The organism is Methylobacterium gossipiicola (assembly GCF_900113485.1).
Lineage (GTDB): Bacteria > Pseudomonadota > Alphaproteobacteria > Rhizobiales > Beijerinckiaceae > Methylobacterium > Methylobacterium gossipiicola.
In genome coordinates this window covers 53788-77512 of the sequence record NZ_FOPM01000001.1, presented here as the reverse complement: position 1 = coordinate 77512, position 23725 = coordinate 53788, and the positions used below count along the sequence as shown (strand labels likewise).

General features: G+C 69.3%; 22 protein-coding genes. 12 read left to right on the top strand and 10 right to left on the bottom strand.

Annotated elements, in window-relative coordinates:
• Positions 1-20 precede the first annotated feature (20 nt).
• From BM249_RS00355 to tpiA, 7 genes are all read right to left on the bottom strand, one after another.
• Complete coding sequence (locus BM249_RS00355) at positions 21-473, bottom strand: DNA polymerase III subunit chi (RefSeq protein ID WP_091967645.1); 453 nt, start codon at positions 471-473, stop codon at positions 21-23.
• A 103-nt stretch (positions 474-576) separates the two neighbouring features.
• On the bottom strand, positions 577-1740 hold the full coding sequence (locus tag BM249_RS00350) for a glutathionylspermidine synthase family protein (protein WP_091967642.1): 1164 nt from the start codon (positions 1738-1740) through the stop codon (positions 577-579).
• Positions 1740-2366, bottom strand: a complete 627-nt coding sequence (locus BM249_RS00345) for a DUF1190 domain-containing protein (RefSeq protein ID WP_091967639.1) — start codon at positions 2364-2366, stop codon at positions 1740-1742. Before BM249_RS00345 ends, BM249_RS00350 begins: the two co-directional genes overlap by 1 nt.
• Positions 2367-2499: 133 nt before the next feature.
• Positions 2500-2898: a DUF350 domain-containing protein gene (locus BM249_RS00340; protein ID WP_091967636.1), complete on the bottom strand. Its 399-nt coding sequence runs from the start codon at positions 2896-2898 to the stop codon at positions 2500-2502.
• 8 nt (positions 2899-2906) lie between these two features.
• Positions 2907-4535, bottom strand: a complete 1629-nt coding sequence (locus BM249_RS00335) for a CTP synthase (protein WP_091967632.1) — start codon at positions 4533-4535, stop codon at positions 2907-2909.
• 205 nt (positions 4536-4740) lie between these two features.
• Positions 4741-5142: a preprotein translocase subunit SecG gene (secG, locus tag BM249_RS00330; protein ID WP_091967630.1), complete on the bottom strand. Its 402-nt coding sequence runs from the start codon at positions 5140-5142 to the stop codon at positions 4741-4743.
• 129 nt (positions 5143-5271) lie between these two features.
• Entirely contained in the window at positions 5272-6036 is a 765-nt protein-coding gene (gene tpiA / locus BM249_RS00325) for a triose-phosphate isomerase (RefSeq protein ID WP_091967627.1), read from the bottom strand.
• Positions 6037-6224: 188 nt separating this feature from the next.
• On the opposite strand from tpiA, the gene BM249_RS00320 reads away from it, so the two are divergent.
• The 11 genes from BM249_RS00320 (at position 6225) to BM249_RS00270 (ending at position 17765) form a co-directional block, all read left to right on the top strand.
• Positions 6225-8126 (top strand): SurA N-terminal domain-containing protein, encoded by a 1902-nt coding sequence (locus BM249_RS00320; protein ID WP_091968279.1) that lies wholly within the window; start codon positions 6225-6227, stop codon positions 8124-8126.
• Between the two features lie 7 nt (positions 8127-8133).
• Entirely contained in the window at positions 8134-9657 is a 1524-nt protein-coding gene (trpE, locus tag BM249_RS00315) for an anthranilate synthase component I (RefSeq protein WP_091967624.1), read from the top strand.
• A 63-nt stretch (positions 9658-9720) separates the two neighbouring features.
• Positions 9721-10335 (top strand): anthranilate synthase component II, encoded by a 615-nt coding sequence (locus tag BM249_RS00310; protein ID WP_091967622.1) that lies wholly within the window; start codon positions 9721-9723, stop codon positions 10333-10335.
• Positions 10336-10388: 53 nt separating this feature from the next.
• Positions 10389-11402 (top strand): anthranilate phosphoribosyltransferase, encoded by a 1014-nt coding sequence (gene trpD / locus BM249_RS00305; protein WP_091967619.1) that lies wholly within the window; start codon positions 10389-10391, stop codon positions 11400-11402.
• 10 nt (positions 11403-11412) lie between these two features.
• Positions 11413-12249: an indole-3-glycerol phosphate synthase TrpC gene (gene trpC / locus BM249_RS00300; protein ID WP_091967616.1), complete on the top strand. Its 837-nt coding sequence runs from the start codon at positions 11413-11415 to the stop codon at positions 12247-12249.
• 10 nt (positions 12250-12259) lie between these two features.
• A complete protein-coding gene (moaC, locus tag BM249_RS00295) occupies positions 12260-12745 on the top strand; it encodes a cyclic pyranopterin monophosphate synthase MoaC (protein WP_091967613.1) in 486 nt (161 codons plus the stop codon).
• Positions 12742-13971: a molybdopterin molybdotransferase MoeA gene (locus BM249_RS00290; protein WP_091967610.1), complete on the top strand. Its 1230-nt coding sequence runs from the start codon at positions 12742-12744 to the stop codon at positions 13969-13971. The genes moaC and BM249_RS00290 overlap by 4 nt, the downstream gene beginning before the upstream one ends.
• 94 nt (positions 13972-14065) lie before the next feature.
• Positions 14066-14407 carry a hypothetical protein gene (locus BM249_RS00285; protein ID WP_091968278.1) on the top strand — a complete coding sequence of 114 codons (342 nt, stop codon included), beginning with the start codon at positions 14066-14068 and terminating at the stop codon, positions 14405-14407.
• A gap of 26 nt (positions 14408-14433) precedes the next feature.
• Positions 14434-15279, top strand: a complete 846-nt coding sequence (locus BM249_RS00280) for a DUF1206 domain-containing protein (RefSeq protein ID WP_091967608.1) — start codon at positions 14434-14436, stop codon at positions 15277-15279.
• A 69-nt stretch (positions 15280-15348) separates the two neighbouring features.
• On the top strand, positions 15349-17355 hold the full coding sequence (locus BM249_RS00275; RefSeq protein WP_091967605.1) for an SDR family NAD(P)-dependent oxidoreductase: 2007 nt from the start codon (positions 15349-15351) through the stop codon (positions 17353-17355).
• Positions 17356-17429: 74 nt separating this feature from the next.
• Positions 17430-17765, top strand: coding sequence for a PepSY domain-containing protein (locus tag BM249_RS00270; protein WP_244528508.1), 336 nt, complete (start codon positions 17430-17432; stop codon positions 17763-17765).
• 54 nt (positions 17766-17819) lie between these two features.
• On the opposite strand, the gene BM249_RS00265 is transcribed toward BM249_RS00270, so the two are convergent.
• From BM249_RS00265 to BM249_RS00255, 3 genes are all read right to left on the bottom strand, one after another.
• Positions 17820-18746, bottom strand: a complete 927-nt coding sequence (locus tag BM249_RS00265) for an NAD-dependent epimerase/dehydratase family protein (protein WP_091967601.1) — start codon at positions 18744-18746, stop codon at positions 17820-17822.
• Between the two features lie 70 nt (positions 18747-18816).
• On the bottom strand, positions 18817-19812 hold the full coding sequence (locus BM249_RS00260) for an MraY family glycosyltransferase (protein WP_177232287.1): 996 nt from the start codon (positions 19810-19812) through the stop codon (positions 18817-18819).
• A 180-nt stretch (positions 19813-19992) separates the two neighbouring features.
• The gene (locus BM249_RS00255) at positions 19993-22038 is read right to left on the bottom strand and encodes a protein meaA (protein ID WP_091967595.1); all 2046 of its coding nucleotides are present in this window, start codon (positions 22036-22038) and stop codon (positions 19993-19995) included.
• Positions 22039-22432: 394 nt separating this feature from the next.
• Between BM249_RS00255 and ccrA the strand changes: the two genes are divergently transcribed.
• Positions 22433-23713 carry a crotonyl-CoA carboxylase/reductase gene (gene ccrA / locus BM249_RS00250; protein WP_091967592.1) on the top strand — a complete coding sequence of 427 codons (1281 nt, stop codon included), beginning with the start codon at positions 22433-22435 and terminating at the stop codon, positions 23711-23713.
• Positions 23714-23725: the final 12 nt, after the last annotated feature.

The following is a 23725-nucleotide window of genomic DNA, read 5'->3' as shown; positions in this document are numbered from 1 at the left end:
ATGTCCTCTCGGGGGCCGCATCAGGCCTTCTTCTGCCAGCGGCCGTCCTCGTCCTGCTGCCAGTACGCGATGGCATGGCCGGCGGCCTTGGCCTCGCGCCACTGCTCGCGGGCGCGCAGCAACGCCTCCTGATCGGTGCCGTCGAACAGCACGCAGAGGCGTTCGTAACCGCCGGCATCCGCCGGCAGCGGCGCGCCCTCGACGAGGAAGCGGATGGCGGCGCCGTTGGGATTGGTGTCCTTGAGGGTCAGCACGACGGGCTGGGTCGCGTGGTCGGGCTCCCGGTCGGTACCGTGGGGCAGGAAACTGTCGTCGGAATAGGTCCACAATCCATCGTCGAGGGCCTGAAGGCGCTCCTCCGTCACCGGCTGGATCGCCGCCCGCCATCGCCGCTCGAGGGACCGCTCGACGAGGCTCGGCAGCACGCGTTCGAGGGGCTGGTGCTGCAGATGGTAGAACAGGATCTCGGTCAAACGGGACACCCTCTCTGCCGCGTCGAACGCCGACGGTCGGTGTCTGATACCACGCCCGATCCAGATAGGTCCGACATCCCGGTTCGAAAGCGGCGCCGCAATGTCACACGGGCTCGATGAAATGCGGGACGAACAGGGCCGCGTCGGTGGTCACGGCCTCCCGCCCCTCCCGCACGCAGAGGCCCGCCGGGGCATCGCCGACGATCCACGACCCGATGACGGGGCGCCACCCGTCGAGGTCGGGCAACTCCGCCAACCCCTGGCGAACGAACCCCTCGGCGCCGTAGGGACCGCCGGCACGGGAGAGAACCTGCCCGTCCCGGACGAGGAGGACGTTGCCCCCCTCGCGCGCATACAAGGGCTTGCGGGCGAAGGACCGTCCGAGGCGGGCTTTCTCCGGATCGGCCTCGAAGAACGCCGGCAACAGGTTGGGGTGGCCGGGCTCGCGGGCATGGAGGTGGGCGAGCAAGCCCTTGTTGGAGAGAACCGCCTTCCAGGGCGGTTCGAGAAGCCGCGACGGGGTGTCCCGCAGAGCCGGGCCGAACCGATCCGCGAACGCCCATTCGTACGGGTAGAGCTTGAACAGGAGCAGGATGGGACTCAGCACGCGGTCGACGAGGCCGCCATCCGGCCCGAGCCCAAGATCGCCGAGGTCGAGGAACCGCGTCGCAAGACCCGCCTGACGGGCGCAATCCTCGAGATACGCGACCGTGCCCCGGTCCTCCGGCACATCCGCATAGGCTGTGAACGCGATGTCGCCGCCGGGCGCGATGCTGCGAAACCGGGCGATCAGCGCTTCACGGACGGTGTTGAACTGATCAGCTCCGGATGGAAGTCGGCCCGAGACCAGGCATTCCTCCAGCCACAGCCATTGAAACACCCCGGTCTCGTAGAGGGCGGTCGGCGTATCGGCGTTGTATTCAAGGAGCTTGGCCGGGCCGCGTCCATCATAGGCGAAGTCGAGGCGTCCATAGAGGGAGGGATCGCCGCGCCGCCAACTCGTCCGGATCGTGTCCCAGGCGTGCTCGGGCAGAGCCAGGGACGCGAGGATGCGCTCATCCTCCACGGCGTCCGATACGAAGGCAAGGCAGAGGGCGTGAAGCTCGGCGCTGACCGCTTCGATATCGCGTTCGATCTGCTCCAGGGTGAAGGCGTAGGCATGCCCTTCGGACCAGTATTCCGCCCCATCGGCGCCGCTGAAGCTGAAGCCGTTGGCGCGGGCCGTGTCGCGCCAATCGGGCCGGGCGCCGAGGAAAACGCGGCGCATCAGCCGCCACCCCCACGGCTCGTTCCGCCCGCATGGGCCGATGAAAACCCGCGCCCGGTGGCCCCGAAGCCGCCGAACCCCGCCTGCCGGACGGCGGCCGAAGCGACACGCCCGCTCGACGCGGTGCCGCCGCTCCCGGTGACGACGCGGCCGCCCCAGCCGGTGCAGTAGCCGCCGCCACCATGGGCGGTTCCCCCGGACGCTTCGCCCGGGCGGTGGTCGTAGACCGGCTGCGGCGGGAGATCCTGTTCGGGTCGACGACCGACGAGGAACGCCGCCATCATGGGCACGAATTTCCCCGTGGCATTCGGTGCGACGAGGCGGCCCGGAAGGCAATGAAAGCGACCGTGGTGGGCTTCGCACTGCGCTTCCGTGGCGTAGCGCGGCGCGCCTTCGGGATAGGCGGCCCGGGCCAGGGCATAGTCCCGCCGGCAATCGGCCTCCGTGCGGATACCGGCCGCACTGCAGGCGTCCGGGTTGGGATAGACCAGGACGTCCTCCTCGCGCTGGGATCGATCGATCTGCGCCAAACCGAGGGCGGTCGCACCGGCACCGGCCATCAGCACCAGGGTCACGGAGTGCGAACGCTTCGTGGGGGGCGTCGTGGTTTCGGGGGAGACGGTCATCCTCGATCCGGCGCGCCGCGCACGGCCCTCCAACGAAGCGACCGGTTGTCGCGTCCGCGAAAGCTAAGCATTGACGCAACCCCGGAGAAGAACCGGGCGGCGAAATCCGTCCCGCCGCGAATCGCAGTGTCCGTCAGTAGGTCATCGACGCCGCATCGACGAGGCCACCCGCCAGGGAGAAGGCCGCGAGCAGAATGGCGGCCGAGGCTTGGTCCTCGTCGATTCGCCGCGACAGGTCGGGCAGGATCAGGCGCACCGCGAAGTAGATCGCAATCTGGACCAGAAGGGCCACGAGACCCCAGATGATGCAATCGAGGAGCGTCTGGGCGTTGTAGATCGCCACCGCGAGGGGGAGCGTGTAGCCGACGAGGCTGCCACCGAGGGCCAGGGCGGCCGCGCCGTTGCCCGCCCGGATGAGGGCGATCTCGCGATGGGCCGTCGCCGAAAGGTAGACCCCGAGATAGAGCGCGATGAGTCCCGAAGCCGTCGCCATGTAGGCGAGGAAGGCCGGTAGCCCCGAGATCGAGACCATCGCGTCTCTCAGACCAGCCGGCTCTGCACGATGGCGGCGCCGACGAAGCTCTCGAACAGGGGATGCGGCTCGAACGGGCGGGACTTCAGCTCCGGGTGGAACTGCACGCCGATGAACCACGGGTGGCCGACATGCTCCACGGTCTCGGGCAGCAATCCGTCCGGCGACAGGCCGGAGAAGCGCAGGCCCTTCGCTTCCAGGCACTCGCGATAGGCCATGTTGACCTCGTAGCGGTGGCGGTGGCGCTCGGAGATGGTGGTGGTGCCGTAGATTTCGGCGATCTTGGTGTCGGGGCGGAGCGTCGCGTCGTAAGCGCCGAGCCGCATGGTGCCGCCGAGGTCGCCGGCGGCCGCCCGCTGCTCCAGCTCGTTGCCGCGCAGCCACTCGGTGAGGAGGCCGACCACGGGCTCCGCCGTCTCGCCAAATTCCGTGGAATTGGCCGCCGGCACGCCCGCCAGGGAACGCGCCGCTTCGATCACCGCCATCTGCATGCCGAAGCAGATGCCGAAATACGGGATCTTGCGCTCGCGGGCGTAGCGGGCCGCCCGGATCTTGCCCTCGGCGCCGCGCTGGCCAAAGCCGCCAGGCACCAGGATGCCGTTGATGCCCTCCAGGAACGGCGCGGGGTCCTCGCGCTCGAACACCTCGGCCTCGATCCATTCGAGGTTGACCTTGACCCGGTGGGCGATGCCGCCGTGCGTCAGGGCCTCGGTGAGGGACTTATAGGCGTCCTTGAGGCCGGTGTACTTGCCCACGATGGCGATGGAGACTTCGCCCTCGGGATTGCGGACCCGCTCGGAGATCGACTGCCAACGCGTGAGATCCGGCTCGCCCTTCGGCTCCAGGCCGAAATGCGCCAGAACCTCGCGGTCGAGACCGGCCTCGCGGTAAGAGAGCGGCACGTCGTAGATGGAGGCGACGTCGCGTGCCTCGATGACGGCCGTCTCACGGACGTTGCAGAACAGGGCGAGCTTGCGGCGCTCGTCGACGGGAATCGGCCGGTCGCAGCGGCACAGCAGCATGTCGGGCTGGATGCCGATGGAGCGCAGCTCCTTCACCGAGTGCTGCGTCGGCTTCGTCTTCAGCTCGCCGGCCGACGGGATATAGGGCAGCAGGGTGAGGTGCACGAAGGCCGTGGCGCCGCGTGGCAATTCCTGGCCGAGCTGGCGGATCGCCTCGAAGAACGGCAGACCCTCGATGTCACCCACCGTGCCGCCGATCTCGACGAGTACGAAATCGAACGCCTCGTTCCCCTCGAGCACGAACGCCTTGATGGCGTTGGTGACGTGCGGGATCACCTGGATGGTGGCGCCGAGATAGTCGCCGCGCCGCTCCTTGGTGATGATGTCGAGGTAGATCCGGCCGGTGGTGATGTTGTCGGCCCGCGTCGCCGGCAGACCGGTGAAGCGCTCGTAATGGCCGAGATCGAGGTCCGTCTCGGCGCCGTCGTCGGTGACGAACACCTCGCCGTGCTGCGTCGGGCTCATCGTGCCCGGATCGACGTTGAGGTATGGGTCGAGCTTGCGCAGGCGGACCGTGTGGCCGCGCGCCTGGAGCAGGGCCGCGAGGGCGGCCGATGCGAGACCCTTGCCGAGCGAGGAGACCACGCCGCCGGTGATGAAAACGTACCGCGTCATGGGCCTCGGTCCATAAACAAGGGTGGGCGATTCGCCAAACCGCAAAACGCTTATCCCCCGCGCAAGCGGATCATGCGCGAAGTCTCGGCGGAACGGGGGCGTCGATCTGGAACGTCCGTCCGGGCAGCCGAGGGACGGCCGTCCGGCGGATACGGGCGACTCGAGTCCGCGATGATTGCGGGGCGGGAGACCGCCCCGAGCGGGATCAGCGCGACTGCGGCGCCTCGGGGGCGGCCGGTGCCGCGGGTGCTGCCGGCGCGGCGGGGGCCTGGGCGCCGCCCTGGTTCTGCCGCAGGGTGTCGAGGAGGTTGCCGGCGTTCGGCTGCGCGGCGGGCTGGGCATTGCCGGCGCCGTCGAGGATCGAGCGCGGGGCGGCGGAGCGGTGCGCCATGACGCCGAGGGTCATGCTGGTGGCGAAGAACAGGGCCGCCAGGATCGCCGTCGCCCGGGTCAGGGCATTGGCCTGGCCGCGTCCGGTCATGAAACCGGAGACACCGCCGCCGCCGCCACCGCCGAGACCGAGGCCCCCTTCGGACCGCTGCAGCAGGACCACGGCGATGAGGCCGAGGACGACGATGAGGTGGATCGAGATCAGGACGGTCTGCATCGTTTATCCAGGGGCGTCACCAATTCGGGCACGCGCGGGAGGGGCCGGGCACGGCGCCGCATCCGCGCCGGCCACATATTTGGTCGGCTGTTACACGAGAATGCCCGCGAACGCCAACCGGCAGCCGCCTCAAGGGGCGTAAGCGTTGACGATCCCCAGGAAGTCGTCCGCCACGAGGCTGGCGCCACCCACGAGGGCGCCATCGACGTTCTCGACGGCCATCAGTTCGCGGGCGTTGCTCGGCTTGACCGAGCCGCCATACAGGATGCGGACCTTCTCGGCCTCCGGGCCGATGAGCCGGCCGAGCATCTCGCGCAACGAGGCGTGGACCTCGGCGACATCCGTCGGCGTCGGGGTGAGGCCGGTGCCGATGGCCCAGACCGGCTCGTAGGCGATCACCGTGTCGGCGGCCGTCGCGCCCTTCGGGACACCGATGGCGAGTTGGGCCCGCACGATGTCGAGGGTGCGCCCCTCCTCGCGCTCGTCCCGCGTCTCGCCGACGCAGATGATGCCGCAGAGGCCGGCGCGGCGCGCCCCGAGCGCCTTGGCGTGGACGCCGTCATCGGTCTCGTAGTGGTAGGCGCGGCGCTCGGAATGGCCGACGATAACGTAGGAGGCGCCGAGGTCGGCCAGCATCTCGGCCGAGATGCTACCCGTGAAAGCGCCGCTCGGCTTGGCGTGCAGGTTTTGGCCGCCGATGGCGATGGGCGACCCGTAGGTCGCCGCCACGCAGGACGAGATGAGGGTGGAGGGCGGGCAGATCAGCACGTCGACGGCGTCGTGGATGGCCGGGGTGAGGCCGTTGCGCACCGCCTCCACCACGGAGACCGAACTGCGCAGACCGTTCATCTTCCAGTTGCCCGCAACCAGAGGCCGTCGCCCCGCCTTGGTCATGAATCTCCGCTCCGCATCTCATCTGGGTCAAGCTTCACGCCGCCCCTACCAGATTGGCCGGGCAGCGCCAAACCCGAGCGTGCCGGGGCCGGCCTTTGCGGCGGCGCCCGGATGGTCTATCGCGGACGGCCTTCAGGATGATCGCGGCCCGGCCGCTCCCATCCGCCGAGACGAAGAACCGGAACCCGATGCTGACGAATATGCGCAAGGCGAGCCAGCACTGGCTCGGCAAGATCATCCTCTCCGTCGTGTTCGTGTTCCTGATCGCGGGCGTCGCGATCTTCGGCGTCGAGGAGTTTTTCCGCGCGGGTTCGACGTCCAGCGTCGCCACGGTGGGCAAGACCTCGATCTCGGCGGAAGCCGTGCGCAGCGCCTACCAGAATCAGCTCCAGCGTTATCAGAGCCAGACCCGTCGCAGCCTGACGCCGGACCAGGCGCGGGCCTTGGGGATCGACCGCCAAGTTCTGGCCCAGCTCGTGAGCGAAGCATCCCTCGATCAACAGACCGCGACCCTCGGCCTCAGCATCCCGGACGCCGCCGTCCTGCGCGCCATCCGCGAGGAGAAGAGCTTCCAGGGCGCCAACGGCCAGTTCGATCCGGCCCTGTTCTTCCAGACCCTGCAGCGCGCCGGCATCAACGAGACCACCTTCGTGCGCGAGCAGCGCGCCGTCGCCGCCCGCCTCCAGCTCGCCGAGGCCGTGGCGTCCGATCTCCACGTGCCGGAGGCTCTGCGCGAGGCGGTCCACCGCTACACGACGGAGCGGCGCGCCGTTGCCGCCGTGATGCTGCCCCCCTCCGTCGTCGGCGCGATCCCGGCGCCCACGGACGAGGCCCTGAAGGCCTATTACGACGAGAACAAATACGCGTTCCGCGCCGCTGAGACCCGGGCGGTGAACCTCCTGGTCCTCGATCCTCAAGCCATGGCCAAGCCCGATGCCGTGAGCCAGGAGGACATCGCCAAGCGCTACGAGGCCGACAAGGCGAAGTACGGCACGCCGGAGCGCCGCACGATCCAGCAGATCGTGTTTCCCGACGAAGCCTCGGCCGAGGCGGCCCGCAAGACGATCGAGGCCAACGAAGCGCCCTTCGAAGCCGTGGCGGCCCAGAACGGCGCGGACGCGAAGAACCTCACCCTCGGCACCCTCACCAAGGCCGAACTGTTCGACAAACCCGTGGCCGATGCCGCCTTCGCCCTGCCGAAGGACACGGTCAGCCAGCCCGTGAAGGGCCGCTTCGGCACCGTGCTCCTGCGCGTCACCGCCATCGAGCCCGAGACCCTGAAGCCCCTGGCCGACGTCCAGGCCGACATCGCCAAGACCATCGCCCTCGAGCGGGCCACGGACGGCATCGAGGCCGCCCACGACGCCATCGAGGACGCCCGCGCCAACACCAAGCCCCTCGCCGACATCGCCAAGGAGCGAAACCTTCCCCTCGTCTCGTCCGCGAGCATGAGCGCGCAAGGCATCGACGCCGAAGGCAAGCTCGTCGAGGGCATTCCCGACCGGGACACCACCCTGGCGGCCCTGTTCCGGGCCGAGGTCGGCGGCGACAACGAGGCCCTGCGCACGAAGTCCGGCGGTTACGTCTGGTACGACGTGACGAATATCGACCGCGCCCACGACAAGCCGTTCGACAGCGTCCGCGACGAAGTCGCGGCCCGCTGGAAGACCGCCGAGACGGAACGGCTTCTGGCCGCGAAGGCCAAGGAACTGACCGACCGCCTCGATAAGGGCGAGACCCTCGAGGCCGTGGCGCAGTCGGCCGGCCTCACCGTTGAGACCGTGTCCGACATCGCCCGCAACCAGCCCAAGGGCGATCTCACCGCCGACGTGGTGAACCGCATTTTCGCCACCCCCGTGGACAAGTCGGCCTCCGCGGAAGCCGGCGAGCGCCGTGCCGTGTTCAAGGTCACGGCCGCCACCATGCCGGCCTACGTCTCGGGTTCCCCGGCCGATGCCGCCATCGCCAAACGCTTCGAGGCGGCTTTGGCAGACGACGTCCTCGGCGAGTATATCGGCGAGGTGCAGAAGTCCGTGGGGATCACCGTCAACCAGACGGCCTTCCGCCGGGCCATCGGCGGCGAGTATTGATCGACCGATGACCCACGCCCCGGACGATGCGGCCTTCACGGAGGCTTACGAGGCGGGCCGCCCGACCCTCCTCAACCTCACCCTGGTGGCGGACCTGGAGACGCCCGTCGCCGCGTTCCTGAAGCTGCGGGCCCGCCATTCCGGGCCGGCCTTCCTGCTCGAATCCGTTGAGGGCGGCGCCGTGCGCGGGCGCTACTCGATGATCGGCCTCGATCCCGATCTGGCCTGGCGCTGCCGCGACGGGCGCCCCGAGATCGCCCGCGATCCCGGCCTGTCGGACTTCGTGGCGCAGGATCTGGCGCCGCTCGCCGGTCTACGCGCCGTCATCGCCGAGAGCGCCATCGGGGCCGATGGCGACGCCGAGACCTTGCCGCCCATGGCGGCGGGCCTGTTCGGCTATCTCGGCTACGACATGGTGCGGGCCATGGAGAACCTCGGCGCCCCGAACCCCGACCCCCTCGGGGTGCCGGACGCGATCCTGGTGCGTCCGCGCGTGATGGTGGTGTTCGATTCCGTGCGGGACGTCATCACCGTGGTCGGCCCCGTGCGGCCCGAACCCGGAATCTCCGCCCGCGCCGCCTACGAGACCGTGCTCGCCCGTCTGGAGCGGGTGGCCGACGCCCTTGAAGGCCCCCTGCCCGTCGAGGCCCGCCTCGACCCGCGCACCCTCGCCCACCCCGAGCCCGTCTCGAACACCACGGCCGAGGCGTATCTCGGCATGGTGGCGCGGGCAAAGGAGTACATCGTCGCCGGGGACGTGTTCCAGGTGGTGCTGTCCCAGCGCTTCGAGGCGCCCTTCACCCTGCCGGCCATGGCGCTCTATCGCTCCCTGCGCCGCACCAACCCGGCCCCGTTCCTGTGCTACCTCGATTTCGAGGCGTTCCAGGTGGTGTGCTCGTCGCCCGAAATCCTGGTGCGGGTGCGCGATCAGCGCGTCACCATCCGGCCCATCGCCGGCACGCGGCGGCGCGGCGCCACCCCGGCCGAGGACAAGGCTTTGGCCACCGAACTCTTGGCCGATCCGAAGGAACGCTCCGAGCATCTCATGCTGCTCGACCTCGGCCGCAACGATGTCGGTCGGGTCGCGAAGATCGGCTCCGTCACCGTCACGGGGTCGTTCTTCCTCGAGTATTACAGCCAGGTGATGCACATCGTTTCCAACGTCGAGGGCGAGCTCGACCCGCGCCACGACACCCTCGACGCCCTGGCGGCGGGCTTTCCCGCCGGCACGGTCTCGGGCGCTCCGAAGGTACGCGCCATGGAGATCATCGACGAGTTGGAGCGCGAGAAGCGTGGCCCCTATGGCGGCTGCATCGGCTATTTCGGAGCGCGCGGCGAGATGGACACCTGCATCGTCCTGCGCACCGCCATCGTGAAGGACGGGCGCATGCACGTGCAGGCCGGCGCCGGCATCGTCTACGATTCCGATCCGGCCTCCGAGCAGCAGGAATGCGTCAACAAGGCGAAAGCCCTGTTCCGCGCGGCGGAGGACGCCGTGATGTATGCGAGCCGGGCGCGGCGGGGGCAGTAGGCGGCGCGATTGACCGAGCCGGCCCGGACGGCCAAACCACCGTCCATGACCAGTGAGCGACCGATGTCCAACGTCCTCGTCATCGACAATTACGACTCGTTCACGTGGAACCTCGTCCACCTGATCGGCCCCCTGTGCGGCACCATCGACGTGGTACGCAACGACGCCCTCACGGTGGCCGACATCCGCGAGCGGGCGCCCGACGCCGTGGTGCTGTCGCCGGGGCCGTGTTCGCCCAACGAGGCCGGCATCTGCCTCGACGTGGTGCGCGACCTTTCGGCCGAGATTCCGATCTTCGGCGTCTGCCTCGGGCTCCAGGCCATCGGGCAGGCGTTCGGCGGCGACGTGGTGCGGGCGCCCTCCCCCATGCACGGCAAGGTCTCCAGCATCGAACACCGGGCGTCGGGCATCTTTCGCGGGCTCAACGGCCCGTTCGACGCGACGCGTTATCATTCGCTGGTGGTCGAGCGTTCGAATTGCCCGGAAACCCTTGCGGTGACGGCGGAAGCCGACGGGCTCATCATGGGGTTGCAACACACGACCCTGCCCGTACACGGCGTGCAGTTCCATCCGGAAAGCATCCTGTCGCATCATGGGTCGCAGATGCTGCGGAATTTCCTGGACATCGCGGCGGCCTGGAACGCGGCGCGTGACAAGGGCCGGGCCGGCGTGCATTGAACGAACCATCAGAACCGATTGGTCTCGTTCCAAACGGCCCCGGATCCGGTCCCGTGAATTCGTTCAAGCCGCTCCTCGCGAAAGTCACCGCCGGCACCAGCCTCGACCGCGTCGAGGCGCGGCGCGCCTTCGACGATCTCCTGTCCGGCGAGGTCACGCCGGTCCAGGCCGGAGCCTTCCTCGTCGCCCTCAAGGTGCGGGGCGAGACACCCGACGAGATCATCGGCGCCGTCGAGGCCATGCGGGCGCGGATGCTGCCCGTGGCCGCCGTGCCGGGCGCCATCGACGTCGTCGGCACCGGTGGCGATCACTCGGGCAGCTACAACGTCTCGACCCTCGCCGCGCTGATCGCGGCATCCTGCGGCGTGCCGGTGGCGAAGCACGGCAATCGCGCCGCCACCTCGCGCTCGGGTGCTGCGGACGTCCTCGCGGCTTTGGGTGTCCGCATCGGCCTCGACCCGGACGGCCTCGCCCGCTGCCTCGCCCAAGCCGGCCTGTGCTTCATGTTCGCCCAGACCCACCACGGCGCCATGCGGCACGTGGCTCCGGTACGCGCCGAGTTGCCGACCCGTACGATCTTCAACCTCCTCGGGCCCCTCGCCAACCCGGCCGGGGTCAAGCACCAGCTGTTCGGCGTGTCCGCTCCGGCCTGGGCCGAGCCCTTGACGCGGGTGCTCGCCGAACTCGGCAGCGAGCGCGTCTGGACGGTCCACGGCTCCGACGGCCTCGACGAGATCACCGTCACGGGCCCCACGGCCGTCGTGACCCTGGACGGCGGCCACCTGTCCCACGCCACCCTCGATCCCCGCGAGGTGGGTTTGACGCTCCACAGCCTCGACGACCTGCGCGGCGGCGATCCGGACCACAACGCCGCGGCCCTGCACGGCGTGCTGGAAGGGGCTCGCAACGCCTACCGCGACATCGGGGTGATCAATGCCGGCGCCGCCCTGGTGGTGGCCGGCGCCGCCACGACGCTCCACGAGGGCGTCGAACGGGCGCAGCACGCCCTCGATTCCGGCGCGGCCCGCGCGACGCTCTCTGCCCTCGTCACCGTCTCGAACGCCTGAAGGCCGTTTCATGTCCGATCCCGCGACCGACGACACGGCGGCCCCCTCCCGCGCCGACGTGCTCGCCCGCATCGAGGCCTACAAGCGCCGCGAGATCGCCGAGGCGAAGCTGCGGCTGCCGCAGACGAAGCTCGAGAAGCGCGTCGCCGGGATGGAGCCGACACGCGGCTTCGCCGATGCCATCGCGGCTCATATCGGAGCAGGTCGCCCGGCCCTCATCGCCGAAGTGAAGAAGGCGTCGCCGTCGAAGGGCCTCATCCGCGCCGATTTCGATCCCGTCGCCATCGCCAAGGCCTACGAGGCGGGGGGCGCCACCTGCCTCTCGGTGCTCACCGACACGCCCTCGTTCCAGGGCAAACCCGATTACCTCACCCAGGCCCGCGACGCCTGTTCGCTGCCGGTCCTGCGCAAGGATTTCCTGTTCGAGCCCTATCAGGTGTTCGAGGCTCGGGCCTGGGGCGCCGACTGCATCCTCGTCATCATGGCCTGCCTCGACGACGACGAAGCGCAGGCCCTCGTCGAAACGGCGCACGACCTCGGGATGGACGTCCTCGTCGAGGTCCACGACGAGGACGAACTCACCCGTGCGATCCCCCTGGGCACCCGGCTCGTCGGCATCAACAACCGCAACCTGAAGACCTTCGAAGTTTCGTTCGAGACGGCGATCCGCCTCGGCCACGGCGTGCCGGAAGACCGCATCGCGGTGGCCGAGAGCGGCATCTCGGGCCACGCCGACGTGGTGCGCTTGGGGCAGAACGGCTTGCGCACGGTTCTGGTCGGCGAGAGCCTGATGCGGCAGGACGACGTTACGGCGGCGACCCGGCACCTGCTGTTCGGGGACGCGTGAGGACACCACGATGGCGGAACTGACCCACCTCGACGCGGCGGGCGCCGCCAATATGGTCGACGTCTCCGACAAAGCCGCCACCACGCGCACGGCTCGCGCCGTCGGCACCGTGGTGATGCTACCCGAAACCCTGGCGCTGATCCGCGAGGGCGACGCCAAGAAGGGCGACGTCATCGGCACGGCGCGGCTGGCCGGCATCATGGCGGCCAAGCGCACCCACGAACTCATTCCCCTCTGCCATCCCCTGCTGATCTCCAAGGTCCGGGTCGATTGCGAGGTGGACGACACCCTGCCGGGCCTCGTCGTCACCGCCGAGGTGAAGGTGCTCGGCCCGACGGGCGTCGAGATGGAGGCGCTGACCGCCGTCTCGGTGGCGTGTCTCACCATCTACGACATGGTGAAGGCCGCCGACCGGGGTATGCGCATCGAGGGCATCCGGTTACTGGCCAAGGATGGCGGGCGTTCGGGCGCCTACCTCGCGGAGGATGCCGGTTGAGTGGGCCGATTCCCGTCGCGGAGGCCCTGGCCAGAATCCTCGCGGGCTTCCCGGGTCCCGTCGCGCCCGAGACCGTCGCCATCGCGGAGGCCGCCGGGCGAACCCTCGCCGAAGCCGTGCGGGCGACCCGCACCCAACCGCCCTTTCCCGCCTCCGCCATGGACGGCTACGCCGTGCGCGCAGCGGACATCGCCACCTGCCCGGCGACGCTGCGGATCGTCGGCACCAGTGCCGCCGGCCACGGCTTCACGGGAAGGCTCGAAGCCGGCGAAGCCGTGCGGATCTTCACCGGCGCCCCGGTGCCGGACGGCTCCGACGCGATCCTGATCCAGGAGAATGCTGAGGCCGAAGATGGGCGGGTCGTGGCCCGCGAATCCGTCGCGGCCGGTCGCTTCGTCCGACCGAGCGGCCTCGATTTTCGCGCGGGCGACACACTCCTGCATCCGGGCGAGACCCTGGACGCGCGCCGCACCGCCCTGGCGGCTGCCGCCGGCCACGCCCGGCTCACCGTGCGGCGACGCCCGCGCGTGGCGATCCTGGCCACGGGCGACGAACTCGTGGCGCCGGGCGAGCCGGCGCGCTGGGACCAGATCGTCGCCTCCAACGCCCTGGCGGTGGCGGCGCTCGCCCGCGAAGCCGGGGCGGAGACCCTGGACCTCGGCATCGTCGGCGACACCCTGGAGGCTCTGGAAGAGGCACTGACCCGCGCCGTCGCGGCCCGCGCCGACATCCTCGTCACCCTGGGCGGCGCCTCGGTGGGCGACCACGACCTCGTGCAATCGGCCCTGACCCGGCAAGGACTCGAACTCGGATTCTGGCGGGTGGCCCTGCGCCCCGGCAAGCCCCTCATGCACGGGCGCCTCGGGGCCACGACGGTGATCGGCCTCCCCGGCAATCCGGTTTCCTCCATCGTGTGCGGATTGCTGTTCGTGGTGCCGGCGATCCGGGCGCTGCTCGGCGACCCGCGTGCCGGCGAGGATCGCAGCGAGCCCGCGACCCTCGGCCAGGACATGCCGGCCAATGACGGCCGCCAGGATTATCTCCGCGCCCGCCTCGACACGGCGCCCGACCGGCTGCCGATCGTCCATCCGGAGAACCGACAGGATTCCTCCATGCTCTCCGTCCTCGGTCAGGCCGAGGCCCTGTTGATCCGCGCGCCGCACGCTCCGGCCGCAGCCGCCGGCGCCCCCTGCCGCATCCTGCGCCTCGATCGCCGCATCGTCTGATCCGGTTCCGCCGGATGCCTGGACGAAGGCGGCCGATCAGTTCAGGATCATGGCTCCGGGCGCCGCCCGACGCGCCCATGCCGGGGTTTCGTCCTTGCCGCATTTCGAAGACTTCTACGCCGACAAGCTTCGCGGGTCCCTCGGTGTCACCGATGCCGAATCCGTGCTCGATTTGCGCGGCGCCAATCGGCCGACCGCCGAGGCGTCCTTGAACGAGATGCTGGAGCGCAGTCGCTTCGGCAAAGGCAAGACCGTGGCGGTGCGCCTCGATCCGCCACCCGAGGGTGGGGGCGAGACCCTATTCCAGCCCACCGGACGCCTGCTGCTGGACGCCAAGCGCAAGGGGCTGGTCGACCGCCTCCAGACCCTGCCGGCCGGCGACGGACTCGGATTTTACGTGGCACTGTCGGGCAAGGTCGCGCGTTCGGGGGAGTAAGCGTCGCGACACCCTGAAGGATTCCCGTGCAGTACCTCGGCCGGAACGTCATCGAACGCCTTGCCCGGTTCGGCTACGGCGCACGCGGCATCGTCTACTGCATCGTCGGCGGCCTCGCGCTTCTGGCCGCCCTCGGGCGCGGCGGACGGGCCGATGACAGTGAGAGTGCCATCCGCTGGGTGCTCGCCGGCCCGTTCGGCCCCGTCCTCGTCGGACTCATCGCCGTCGGCTTGTTCGGCTTCGCCCTGTGGCGGTTCGTCGAGGGTCTGACCGATGCCGACCGACGCGGCACGTCGCCGAAGGGCCTCGTGGTGCGGGCCGCCCATATCGGCAGCGCGGCGATCTACACCGGCCTCACCGTCACGGCCGGCGGTCTCGCGCTCGGCCTCGGTCAGGCACGCAGCGGCGACGGCATGCAGGACTGGACCGCGTGGCTCCTCGCCAAACCCTTCGGCCTCTGGCTCGTCGCCCTCGTCGGCCTCGGGGTGATGGCGGGCGGCGTCGCCTTCCTGGTCAAGGCCGCTACCGGCAAGGTCACGGACCGCCTGAAGCTCGGCCCGGAACAGTGCCGCTGGGCGAAGCCCGTGGGGCAGTTTGGCTACGCGGCGCGCGGCATCGCCTTCCTCATCATCGGCGGATTCTTCCTGGCGGCGGCGTGGCATCAGGCATCATCCGAGGTGAAAGGCTTGGCCGGCGCCTTCGCGGCTCTCAGGGCGCAGCCATACGGCTGGGCTCTGCTCGCCGTGGTGGCGGCGGGCCACTTCGCCTTTGGGGCTTTCGGCCTGATCCAGGCCCGGTTTCGCCACATCGATGCCCCCGACATCGACGAGACCGACGACGCGGTCCTGAAGGCACTGCGGCCCAGCCCCTGACGCCGCGTTGACAGGGCGCGGCGGGGCGCCGATACCCGCCACGGCCGGGGCCCGTTCGGGCCGGAGTTCATGAACCAGCGCACCCTCAAGCACGCCGTCATGGTGGTCCACGATTGCGTGGCGACCGCCCTGGCCGTGATCCTCACCTTCGTGTTCCGCTTCAACGGCGACTTGCTCGCAGAGCGACTGCACGCCCTGCCCCTGCTGCTGCCGCCCTTCGTGGTGTTCGCCGCCCTCGTCTACGGCCGGTTCAAACTGTACCGGACGAAGTGGCGCTTCGCGTCCCTGCCCGACCTCGCCGGCATCGTCCGCGCCGCCAGCGTCCTGGCGCTGACTCTCCTCGTCCTCGATTACGTCCTCGTCTCCTCGACGATGTACGGCTTCTACTTTTTCGGTAAGATCGCCATCGGCCTCTACTGGGTGCTGCAGATCTTCCTGCTCGGCGGGCCTCGCCTCGCCTTCCGCTACCTCAAATACGCCCGCTCGCGGCAGAGCCAGGCCCGGGCGGCGACCACGCCGACCCTGCTGCTCGGACGCGGCACCGACATCGACATCCTCGTCCGGGCCATCGAGTCCGGCGCCATTCGCCGCATCGCCCCGAAGGGCATCCTGTCGCCACGCATCGACGAGACCGGCCAGACCATGCGGGGCATCCCCGTGCTGGGCGCCTTCGCCGACCTCGAACGGGTGGTGGCTGACCTCGCCCGCGACGGCACCCCCGTGCGCCGCCTCGTCGCCGTGCCGAGCGCGCTGGCGCCCGAGGCCGAGCCCGACGACCTCATCGCCCGCGCCCGCCGCCTCGGCTTGCCCCTGTCGCGGGTGACGAGCCTCGGCGAGAACATGCGCGATGCCGGGCTCGCCCCCCTGGAGATCGAGGACCTGCTCCTGCGCCCCACCGTCACCATCGATCGGACGCGCCTGGAGCGGCTGCTGACGGCCAAGCGGGTCATCGTGACCGGCGGCGGCGGCTCCATCGGATCGGAGATCTGCGCCCGCGCCGTGGCCTTCGGCGCCGCCGCCGTTCTGGTGATCGAAAGTTCGGAGCCCGCCCTCCATGGCATCCTGAGCCGCCCGGATCTGGCCGAGGCCAACGTCACCGGTGTCCTCGCCGATATCCGCGACGCGGACCGGCTCCACACCGTTTTCGCGGAGTTCCGGCCCGACTACGTGTTCCATGCCGCCGCCCTCAAGCAGGTGCCCTACCTCGAGCGCGACTGGACCGAGGGCGTGAAGACCAACGTCTTCGGCTCCATCAACGTCGCGGACGCCACCCTGGCCGTGCGGGCGCGTGCCCTCGTGATGATCTCCACCGACAAGGCCATCGAGCCCGTGTCGCAGCTCGGCGCCACGAAGCGCTTCGCCGAAATGGTGGCGCAGGCGCACGACGCCGCCCAAGACTGCACCGAGGGGGAGACGCCGACCCGGCTCATCGCCGTGCGTTTCGGCAATGTCCTCGGCTCCGTCGGGTCCGTGGTGCCGGTGTTCAAGGCCCAGATCGCCCGCGGCGGGCCGGTCACCGTGACGGATCCCGCCATGGTGCGCTATTTCATGACCGTCCGGGAAGCCGCCGACCTCGTACTCACCGCCGCCTCGCATGCCGACCGCGAGGCCCGAACCGTCGCCTGCGCCGACGGGGCCGACCAGCGCGCGGCCGTCTACGTCCTCAAGATGGGCCAGCCCGTGCGCATCGGCGACCTCGCCGAGCGAATGATCCGGCTGGCAGGCTTCGAACCGGGGGTCGATATCGAGATCGTCCACACCGGTTCACGGCCGGGCGAGCGCCTGAACGAAATTCTGTTCGCCCGCGAGGAGCCCCGCGTCGCCCTCGACGGCATCGACGGGGTGATGGCAGCGCGCCCGATCTTCGCCGACCGCACGGTCCTCGACGGCTGGATCGCCCGGCTGCGCACGGCGGTGGCGGAGAACGACCGGGCGGCGGCCGAGGCCGTGTTCGGCGAAGCGATCCCCGATTTTCACAATCGCCCCACGGCGCCGCTCTGCTCCGAAACTCCCCCCACCGCTTCGGCAATGGCCCCGCAAGAATCCCGGGAACCAACGGCCGCGCTTGGTCATTGAGGTCCCGACCCTAATGTAGGTGAAGGAACCGACCGGCCTCGCCCGGTCGTATCGGACGATCCGAGGAGACGATCTTGCAGAGTGTTTCGAAGCTTCTGGTGGGGAGCGCGTTCGCCATGGCCCTCGGCCTTGCCGCAGCTCCGGCTTTCGCGCAGGGCATCTCCATCGGGCCGGGCGGCGTTCAGGTCGATCCGGGCTATCGCCGTGGTTACGACGACCGCGGTCCGCCGCGCAGCGAACTGACCCGCGGCGAGGCCACCCGGATCGCTCGGCGCGAGGGCCTCGCGGATGTCGACGGCGTCGAACGGCGTGGCCCCCGGATGATCGTGCGCGGTTCCGACCGTCGCGGCGACGACATCTCCGTGGTGATCGACAGCCGCTCGGGTGATGTGATCGACGTGCGACGCTAAAGATTCGGCAGCGGAACGGTGTTCAGGGGCTCGGCGCCAGGCGCCGGGCCTTTTTCATGCCGCCTCGGCACGGGCGAAGACCGCGAGCCCCTCACGCGTGGTTTTTTCGCAGCGCCAGCCGAGGGCCGTCAGCCCCTCGGCTTCGGCGACGAGATTCGTCGAGAGCCGCGCGTAGGCTTCCTCCCGCCCGGCGAGGCGGCAAGCGAGGCCGATGAGGCCCGGGGGCACGGCAATGAGCTTCGGGGCCTGACCGAGGCCCTGGCGCAGGGCGGCGATCATATCGGGCAGGGTGAGCGGATCCGGCTCGGCCACCACGAAGGCGCGTCCGAGGGGGCCTGGGGCGCCGAGCGCCGTGGCGACGGCGCCCGCGAGGTTCTCCACCGACACGAGGGACCGGCGCGCTCCGAACCCGGCAAGCGGCAGCGGATAAGGCGTGCGGGCCAAGCGCAGGAGGGCGGCCATGTTGCCCTTCACCCCGGCGCCATAGACGAGGACGGGCCGCAAGGCGACCCAATCGAGGTCGATCCCCGCGAGCGCCTGCTCGGCCGCCAGCTTCGAGCGGCCGTAAGCGTCCGTCGGCTGGGCCGGATCGGTTTCGCGCAGAACCCCCATGGCACCGGGGCCGCTCTGAGCCCGGATCGAGGACAGGAACACGAACCGGCGCACCCGCGCCCGGGCGGCGCATTCGGCGAGATTGCGCGTGGCGTCGAGGTTCGAGGCCCGGTAGTCGTCCTCGGGCGTCCCCGACATGGCGTGGGCGAGGCCCGCCGAGTGCACGACGGCGTCGACCCCCGCCAGGGCGGCCGCCATATTCATCGGCCGGCTGAGGTCGCCCACCACGGCGCTGCTCGCCCCCTCCGGCACCGCGACGGGCCGGCGCAGCAGGACGCGCACCCGGTAGCCCCGCGCCGTGAGGGATGTGAGCAGATGACGGCCGATGAAGCCCGTGGCTCCCGTCAACGCGATGAGCTCTCCGCTCATGGTCCCCCCTGGATCTTCCAGGGCTCCGCCCTGGACCCGCGAAGGGCTCGCCCTTCGAACCCTGATTTCATCAGGCTGGCCGGGCGAAACCATGCAGGATGCCGGCCACCAGGGCAGCACCTGCCCCGCAGGCCAGGACGGTGACCGGCCAGGACGGCCAAAACAAGGTGGCCCCGGCGAGGAGCGCCAGAGCGACGTTGAGGAGGAAGACCCGCCGGATCACACCGGGAACCGTAAGACCGTTGTCGGTGGCGCGCTGGTAGAAATGCGAGCGGTGCGCCTGCCACACCGGTTCACGCCGCGCGGCCCGGCGGATCAGGGTCAGGGTCGCGTCCGCGAGGTAATACAAGGGCAGCAGCAGGGCGGCGACGAGGCCCCCTTCGACGGCGAGGCGGTGGAGCAGCCACGCCCCCAGCAGGCCGATGGGCAGGGAGCCGACATCCCCCAGGAACAGCTTGGCCACCGGCCGATTGAACGGCGCGAAGCCGAGCAACGCTCCCAGGAGCGCCGCCGCGACCAGCATGGGCAGGAACGGCAGGCCGCCGGCCGCACCGAGGAAGACGAGGGCCGCCGTGAGAGGCACGAACTCGGCCACGCTCATCCAGTCGAGCCCGTCCATGAAATTCACGAGATTGACGAACCACACCCCGGCGAGGATCGCGCCGGCCCGCTCGACGGCAAAGGGCAGGCCCGGCGCCAATCGGCCGCCCACCGCGAAGACGAGGCCGGCGACCACGAGGGCCTGCACACCGAGACGGAGGGTTGCCGGCAGGGGTCTGAGGTCGTCGACGGCGCCGAGCACGGTGAGTGCCACGACCGCATGGGCGAGGATCAGGGCCTCCAGTGCGTCGTAACCGGCCCCGCGCACGGCCAGCACTGCGCCGACGCTCGCCAGGACGGCCCCCACGATGGCGATGCCGCCGCCCTGCGGCGTCGGCACCGTATGGCTGGAGCGGGCATTGGGCCGGGCCAGGGCATAGCGCTGGAGCAGCGGCCGCAACGCGAGGATCAGCCCGGCGCTCACCCCGGCGGCGAGGGGGACGGCAACCAGCGGGGCAAGGAACATGATGTGTCCGTGATGCGCAGATCGTCCCCGAAACGTCCCGGGTCTCGAAGGGCAAGCCCTTCGCGGGTCCAGGCAAGGCTTCTTGAGAAACTGGCCCTGCGAAGATGTCGGGCTCTGCCCGACACCCGCCGAAGGGATGATCCCTTCGGAAACCTGGGGGATGGGAGATTCAGGGTCGCCTCAGAACACCTGCTCGGCGGCGTTCCGTCGTCCGACACCGTCCGCCCTGTCTGCGGCCTGCTTGTCCAGGGAGCGATTCACCACGTTGGCGATGCCGACCATGATGGTGTCGAGGACGTAGTCCTTCGGTGTGTAGACCGCCGTGACGCCCATGTTCTTCAGGACCAGTTCGTCCTCGGGCGAGATGATGCCGCCCACCACCACGGGGATGTGGTCGAGGCCGGCTTCCCGCATCTTCGCCTTCACGTCGCGCACGAGAGGAACGTGACTGCCGGAGAGGATCGACAGTCCGACGACGTGGGCGCCCGTCTCCTTCGCCTTGGCGACGATCTCGGTCGGGGTCTGACGGATGCCGTCATAGGTGACGTCGAACCCGACATCGCGGGCGCGCAGCGCAATCTGCTCGGCGCCGTTGGAATGGCCGTCGAGGCCGGGCTTGCCGACGACGAGCTTCGGGGTCTCGCCCAACCGCTCACCGAGATCGGCGATGAGGAGTTTCGCCTCCTCGGCCGCCCCCGACGATACGGTCTCGAGGGTCACGCCCGTGGGGGCGCGGTACTCGCCGAACACTTGGCGCAGGCGTCCGCCCCACTCGCCCGTGGTGACGCCGGCCTTCGCGGCGGCGATGGACACCGGCATGATGTTGGCGCCCGAACGGGCCGCCGCCTCGAGGTCGGCGAGCGCCTTTTCCACCGCCTTCTCGTCGCGCTGGGCGCGCCAGGCGCGGATGCGCTGCTCGGCCTCCATCTCGACGGTCTCGGACACGGTGAAGATCGCACCCTCCCCGGCGGTGAGCGGCGAGGGCTCGCCGGCCTGGAACTTATTGACGCCGACCACGACCTGATCGCCGGCCTCGATGGCCGAGATGCGCTTGGCGTTGGATTCGACCAGCGCCCGCTTCAGGGCACCGGTCTCGACGGCCGCCACCGCGCCGCCGATGCCGCCGATCTCCTCGAGGGCCTTGCGGGTCTCGGCCTTGAGGGATTCGACCTTGGCGTCGATGACCGTCGAACCGTCGAAGATGTCGTCGTATTCGAGGAGGTCCGTCTCGAAGGCCAGGATCTGCTGCATCCGCATGGACCATTGCTGGTCCCACGGACGCGGCAGGCCGAGGGCCTCGTTCCAGGCGGGCAACTGCACGGCGCGCGCCCGGGCACGCTTGGACAACGTCACCGCCAGCATCTCGATGAGGATGCGGTGGACGTTGTTCTCCGGCTGCTGCTCGGTCAGGCCCAGGCTATTGACCTGAACGCCATAGCGGAAAATGCGCTTCTTCGGATCGGTGATGCCGTAGCGCTCCTGGGCGATCTCATCCCAAAGCTCCGAGAATGCCCGCATCTTGCAGATCTCGGTGACGAACCGCATGCCGGCATTCACGAAGAACGAGATGCGGCTGAAGACGTCGGCGAAGCTCGCCTCGTCGAAATCCGGATCGGCCCGGACGGTGTCGAGAACCGCGATGGCGATGGCCAGCGCGTAGGACAACTCCTGCACCGGCGTCGCCCCGGCCTCCTGCAGGTGGTAGGAACACACGTTCATCGGGTTCCACTTCGGCACTTCCTTGGTCGTGAACAGGATCACGTCCTTGGTCAGCCGCAGGGAGGGCGCGGGGGGGAACACGTAGGTGCCGCGCGACAGATATTCCTTGATGATGTCGTTCTGCGTTGTGCCCTGGAGGCCGGACAGCGGCGCGCCCTGCTCCTCGGCCACCGCGAGGTAGAGCGACAACAGCCACGGCGCCGTGGCGTTGATCGTCATCGAGGTGTTCATCTGCTGCAACGGGATCTGGTCGAACAGAGTCCGCATGTCGCCGAGATGCGCGATGGAGACGCCGACCTTGCCGACCTCGCCGCGGGCGAGCTCGTGGTCGGGGTCGTAACCCGTCTGGGTCGGGAGGTCGAAGGCCACCGACAGGCCGGTCTGGCCCTTGGCGAGGTTGCCACGATAGAGCGCGTTCGATTCCTTGGCGTTGGAATGCCCGGCATAGGTCCGGATGATCCAGGGCTTGTCGCGCTTGACCTCGGCGACGGTCGCGTTCGCGCTCATTCCACTCGACTCCGTTCGATTGTGTGCCGCGCTCGTCTGCGCGTGATGCGCGGCACCCTAACCAAGCCGTCGCGGTCCGTCATCCGCTCGCAGGTCGAGCAAGGCGACCTTGACCCAGGAATGCTTGGAAAAATTCTAGATGCGCCTCGCAAGCGAATTGAAGGGCCTCTCAAGTACGGGCACCTCAGAAACGGCCCTAACCACTTGATAAACCACAAAAACAGACATCATCGGCGATGATCGACGACCATTAGAATATGAAATGCAGCCGGAAACCGCTCCACCGAGGGCGATCCGCCCACAAGCGTCTCGTCTTCATAGCCTTTGTGGGGCCTTGGAGCGGTTCGGGTTCGCCGATATAGGGTCGCTCAGAACAAGCTTAGGGAGAGCCAAGATGGCGGCGAGCGCTGCTTCGAGCACGACGGAAATCAAGGATCTTTACGAGATGGGCGAAGTTCCGCCCCTCGGTCATGTGCCGGCCAAGATGTATGCCTGGGCGATCCGCCGCGAGCGCCATGGGCCGCCGGAAGAGTCGCATCAGCTCGAAGTCCTGCCCGTGTGGGACATCGGCGACGACGAAGTTCTCGTCTACGTCATGGCCGCCGGCGTGAACTATAACGGCGTCTGGGCCGGTCTCGGCGAGCCGATCTCGCCATTCGACGTGCACAAGGGCGAGTACCACATCGCCGGTTCCGACGCCTCGGGCATCGTCTGGAAGGTCGGCGCCAAGGTGAAGCGCTGGAAGGTCGGCGACGAGGTCATCGTCCACTGTAATCGCGATGACGGCGACGACGAGGAGTGCAACGGCGGCGACCCGATGTTCTCGCCTTCGCAGCGCATCTGGGGTTACGAGACCGGTGACGGCTCGTTCGCCCAGTTCTGCCGGGTGCAGTCGCGCCAGCTCATGGTCCGCCCCAAGCACCTCACCTGGGAAGAGGCGGCCTGCTACACCCTGACGCTCGCCACCGCCTACCGCATGCTGTTCGGCCACGCGCCGCACACGGTCCGTCCGGGCCAGAACGTTCTCGTGTGGGGTGCCTCGGGCGGTCTCGGCGTGTTCGCCGTGCAGCTCTGCGCCGCCTCGGGTGCCAACGCCATCGCGGTGATCTCCGACGATTCGAAGCGCGACTACGTCATGAGCCTCGGCGCCAAGGGCGTCATCAACCGCAAGGACTTCGATTGCTGGGGCCAGCTGCCGAAGGTCAACTCGCCCGAATACAACACCTGGCTCAAGGAAGCCCGGAAGTTCGGCAAAGCGATCTGGGACATCACCGGCAAGGGCAACGACGTCGACATCGTGTTCGAGCACCCCGGTGAATCGACCTTCCCGGTCTCGACCCTGGTGGCCAAGCGCGGCGGCATGATCGTGTTCTGCGCCGGCACCACCGGCTTCAACATCACCTTCGACGCCCGCTACGTCTGGATGCGCCAGAAGCGTATCCAGGGTTCGCACTTCGCCCACCTGAAGCAGGCCTCGGCCGCGAACCAGTTCATCATCGATCAGAAGATCGACCCGTGCATGAGCGAGGTTTTCCCCTGGGAGCAGATTCCCCAGGCCCACACCAAGATGTGGAAGAACCAGCACGCGCCGGGCAACATGGCCTGCCTCGTCAATTCCCCGCGCCCCGGCCTGCGGACGGTCGAGGACGTCGTCGAGGCCGGCCGCAAGGCCTGATCGTCGAGACCA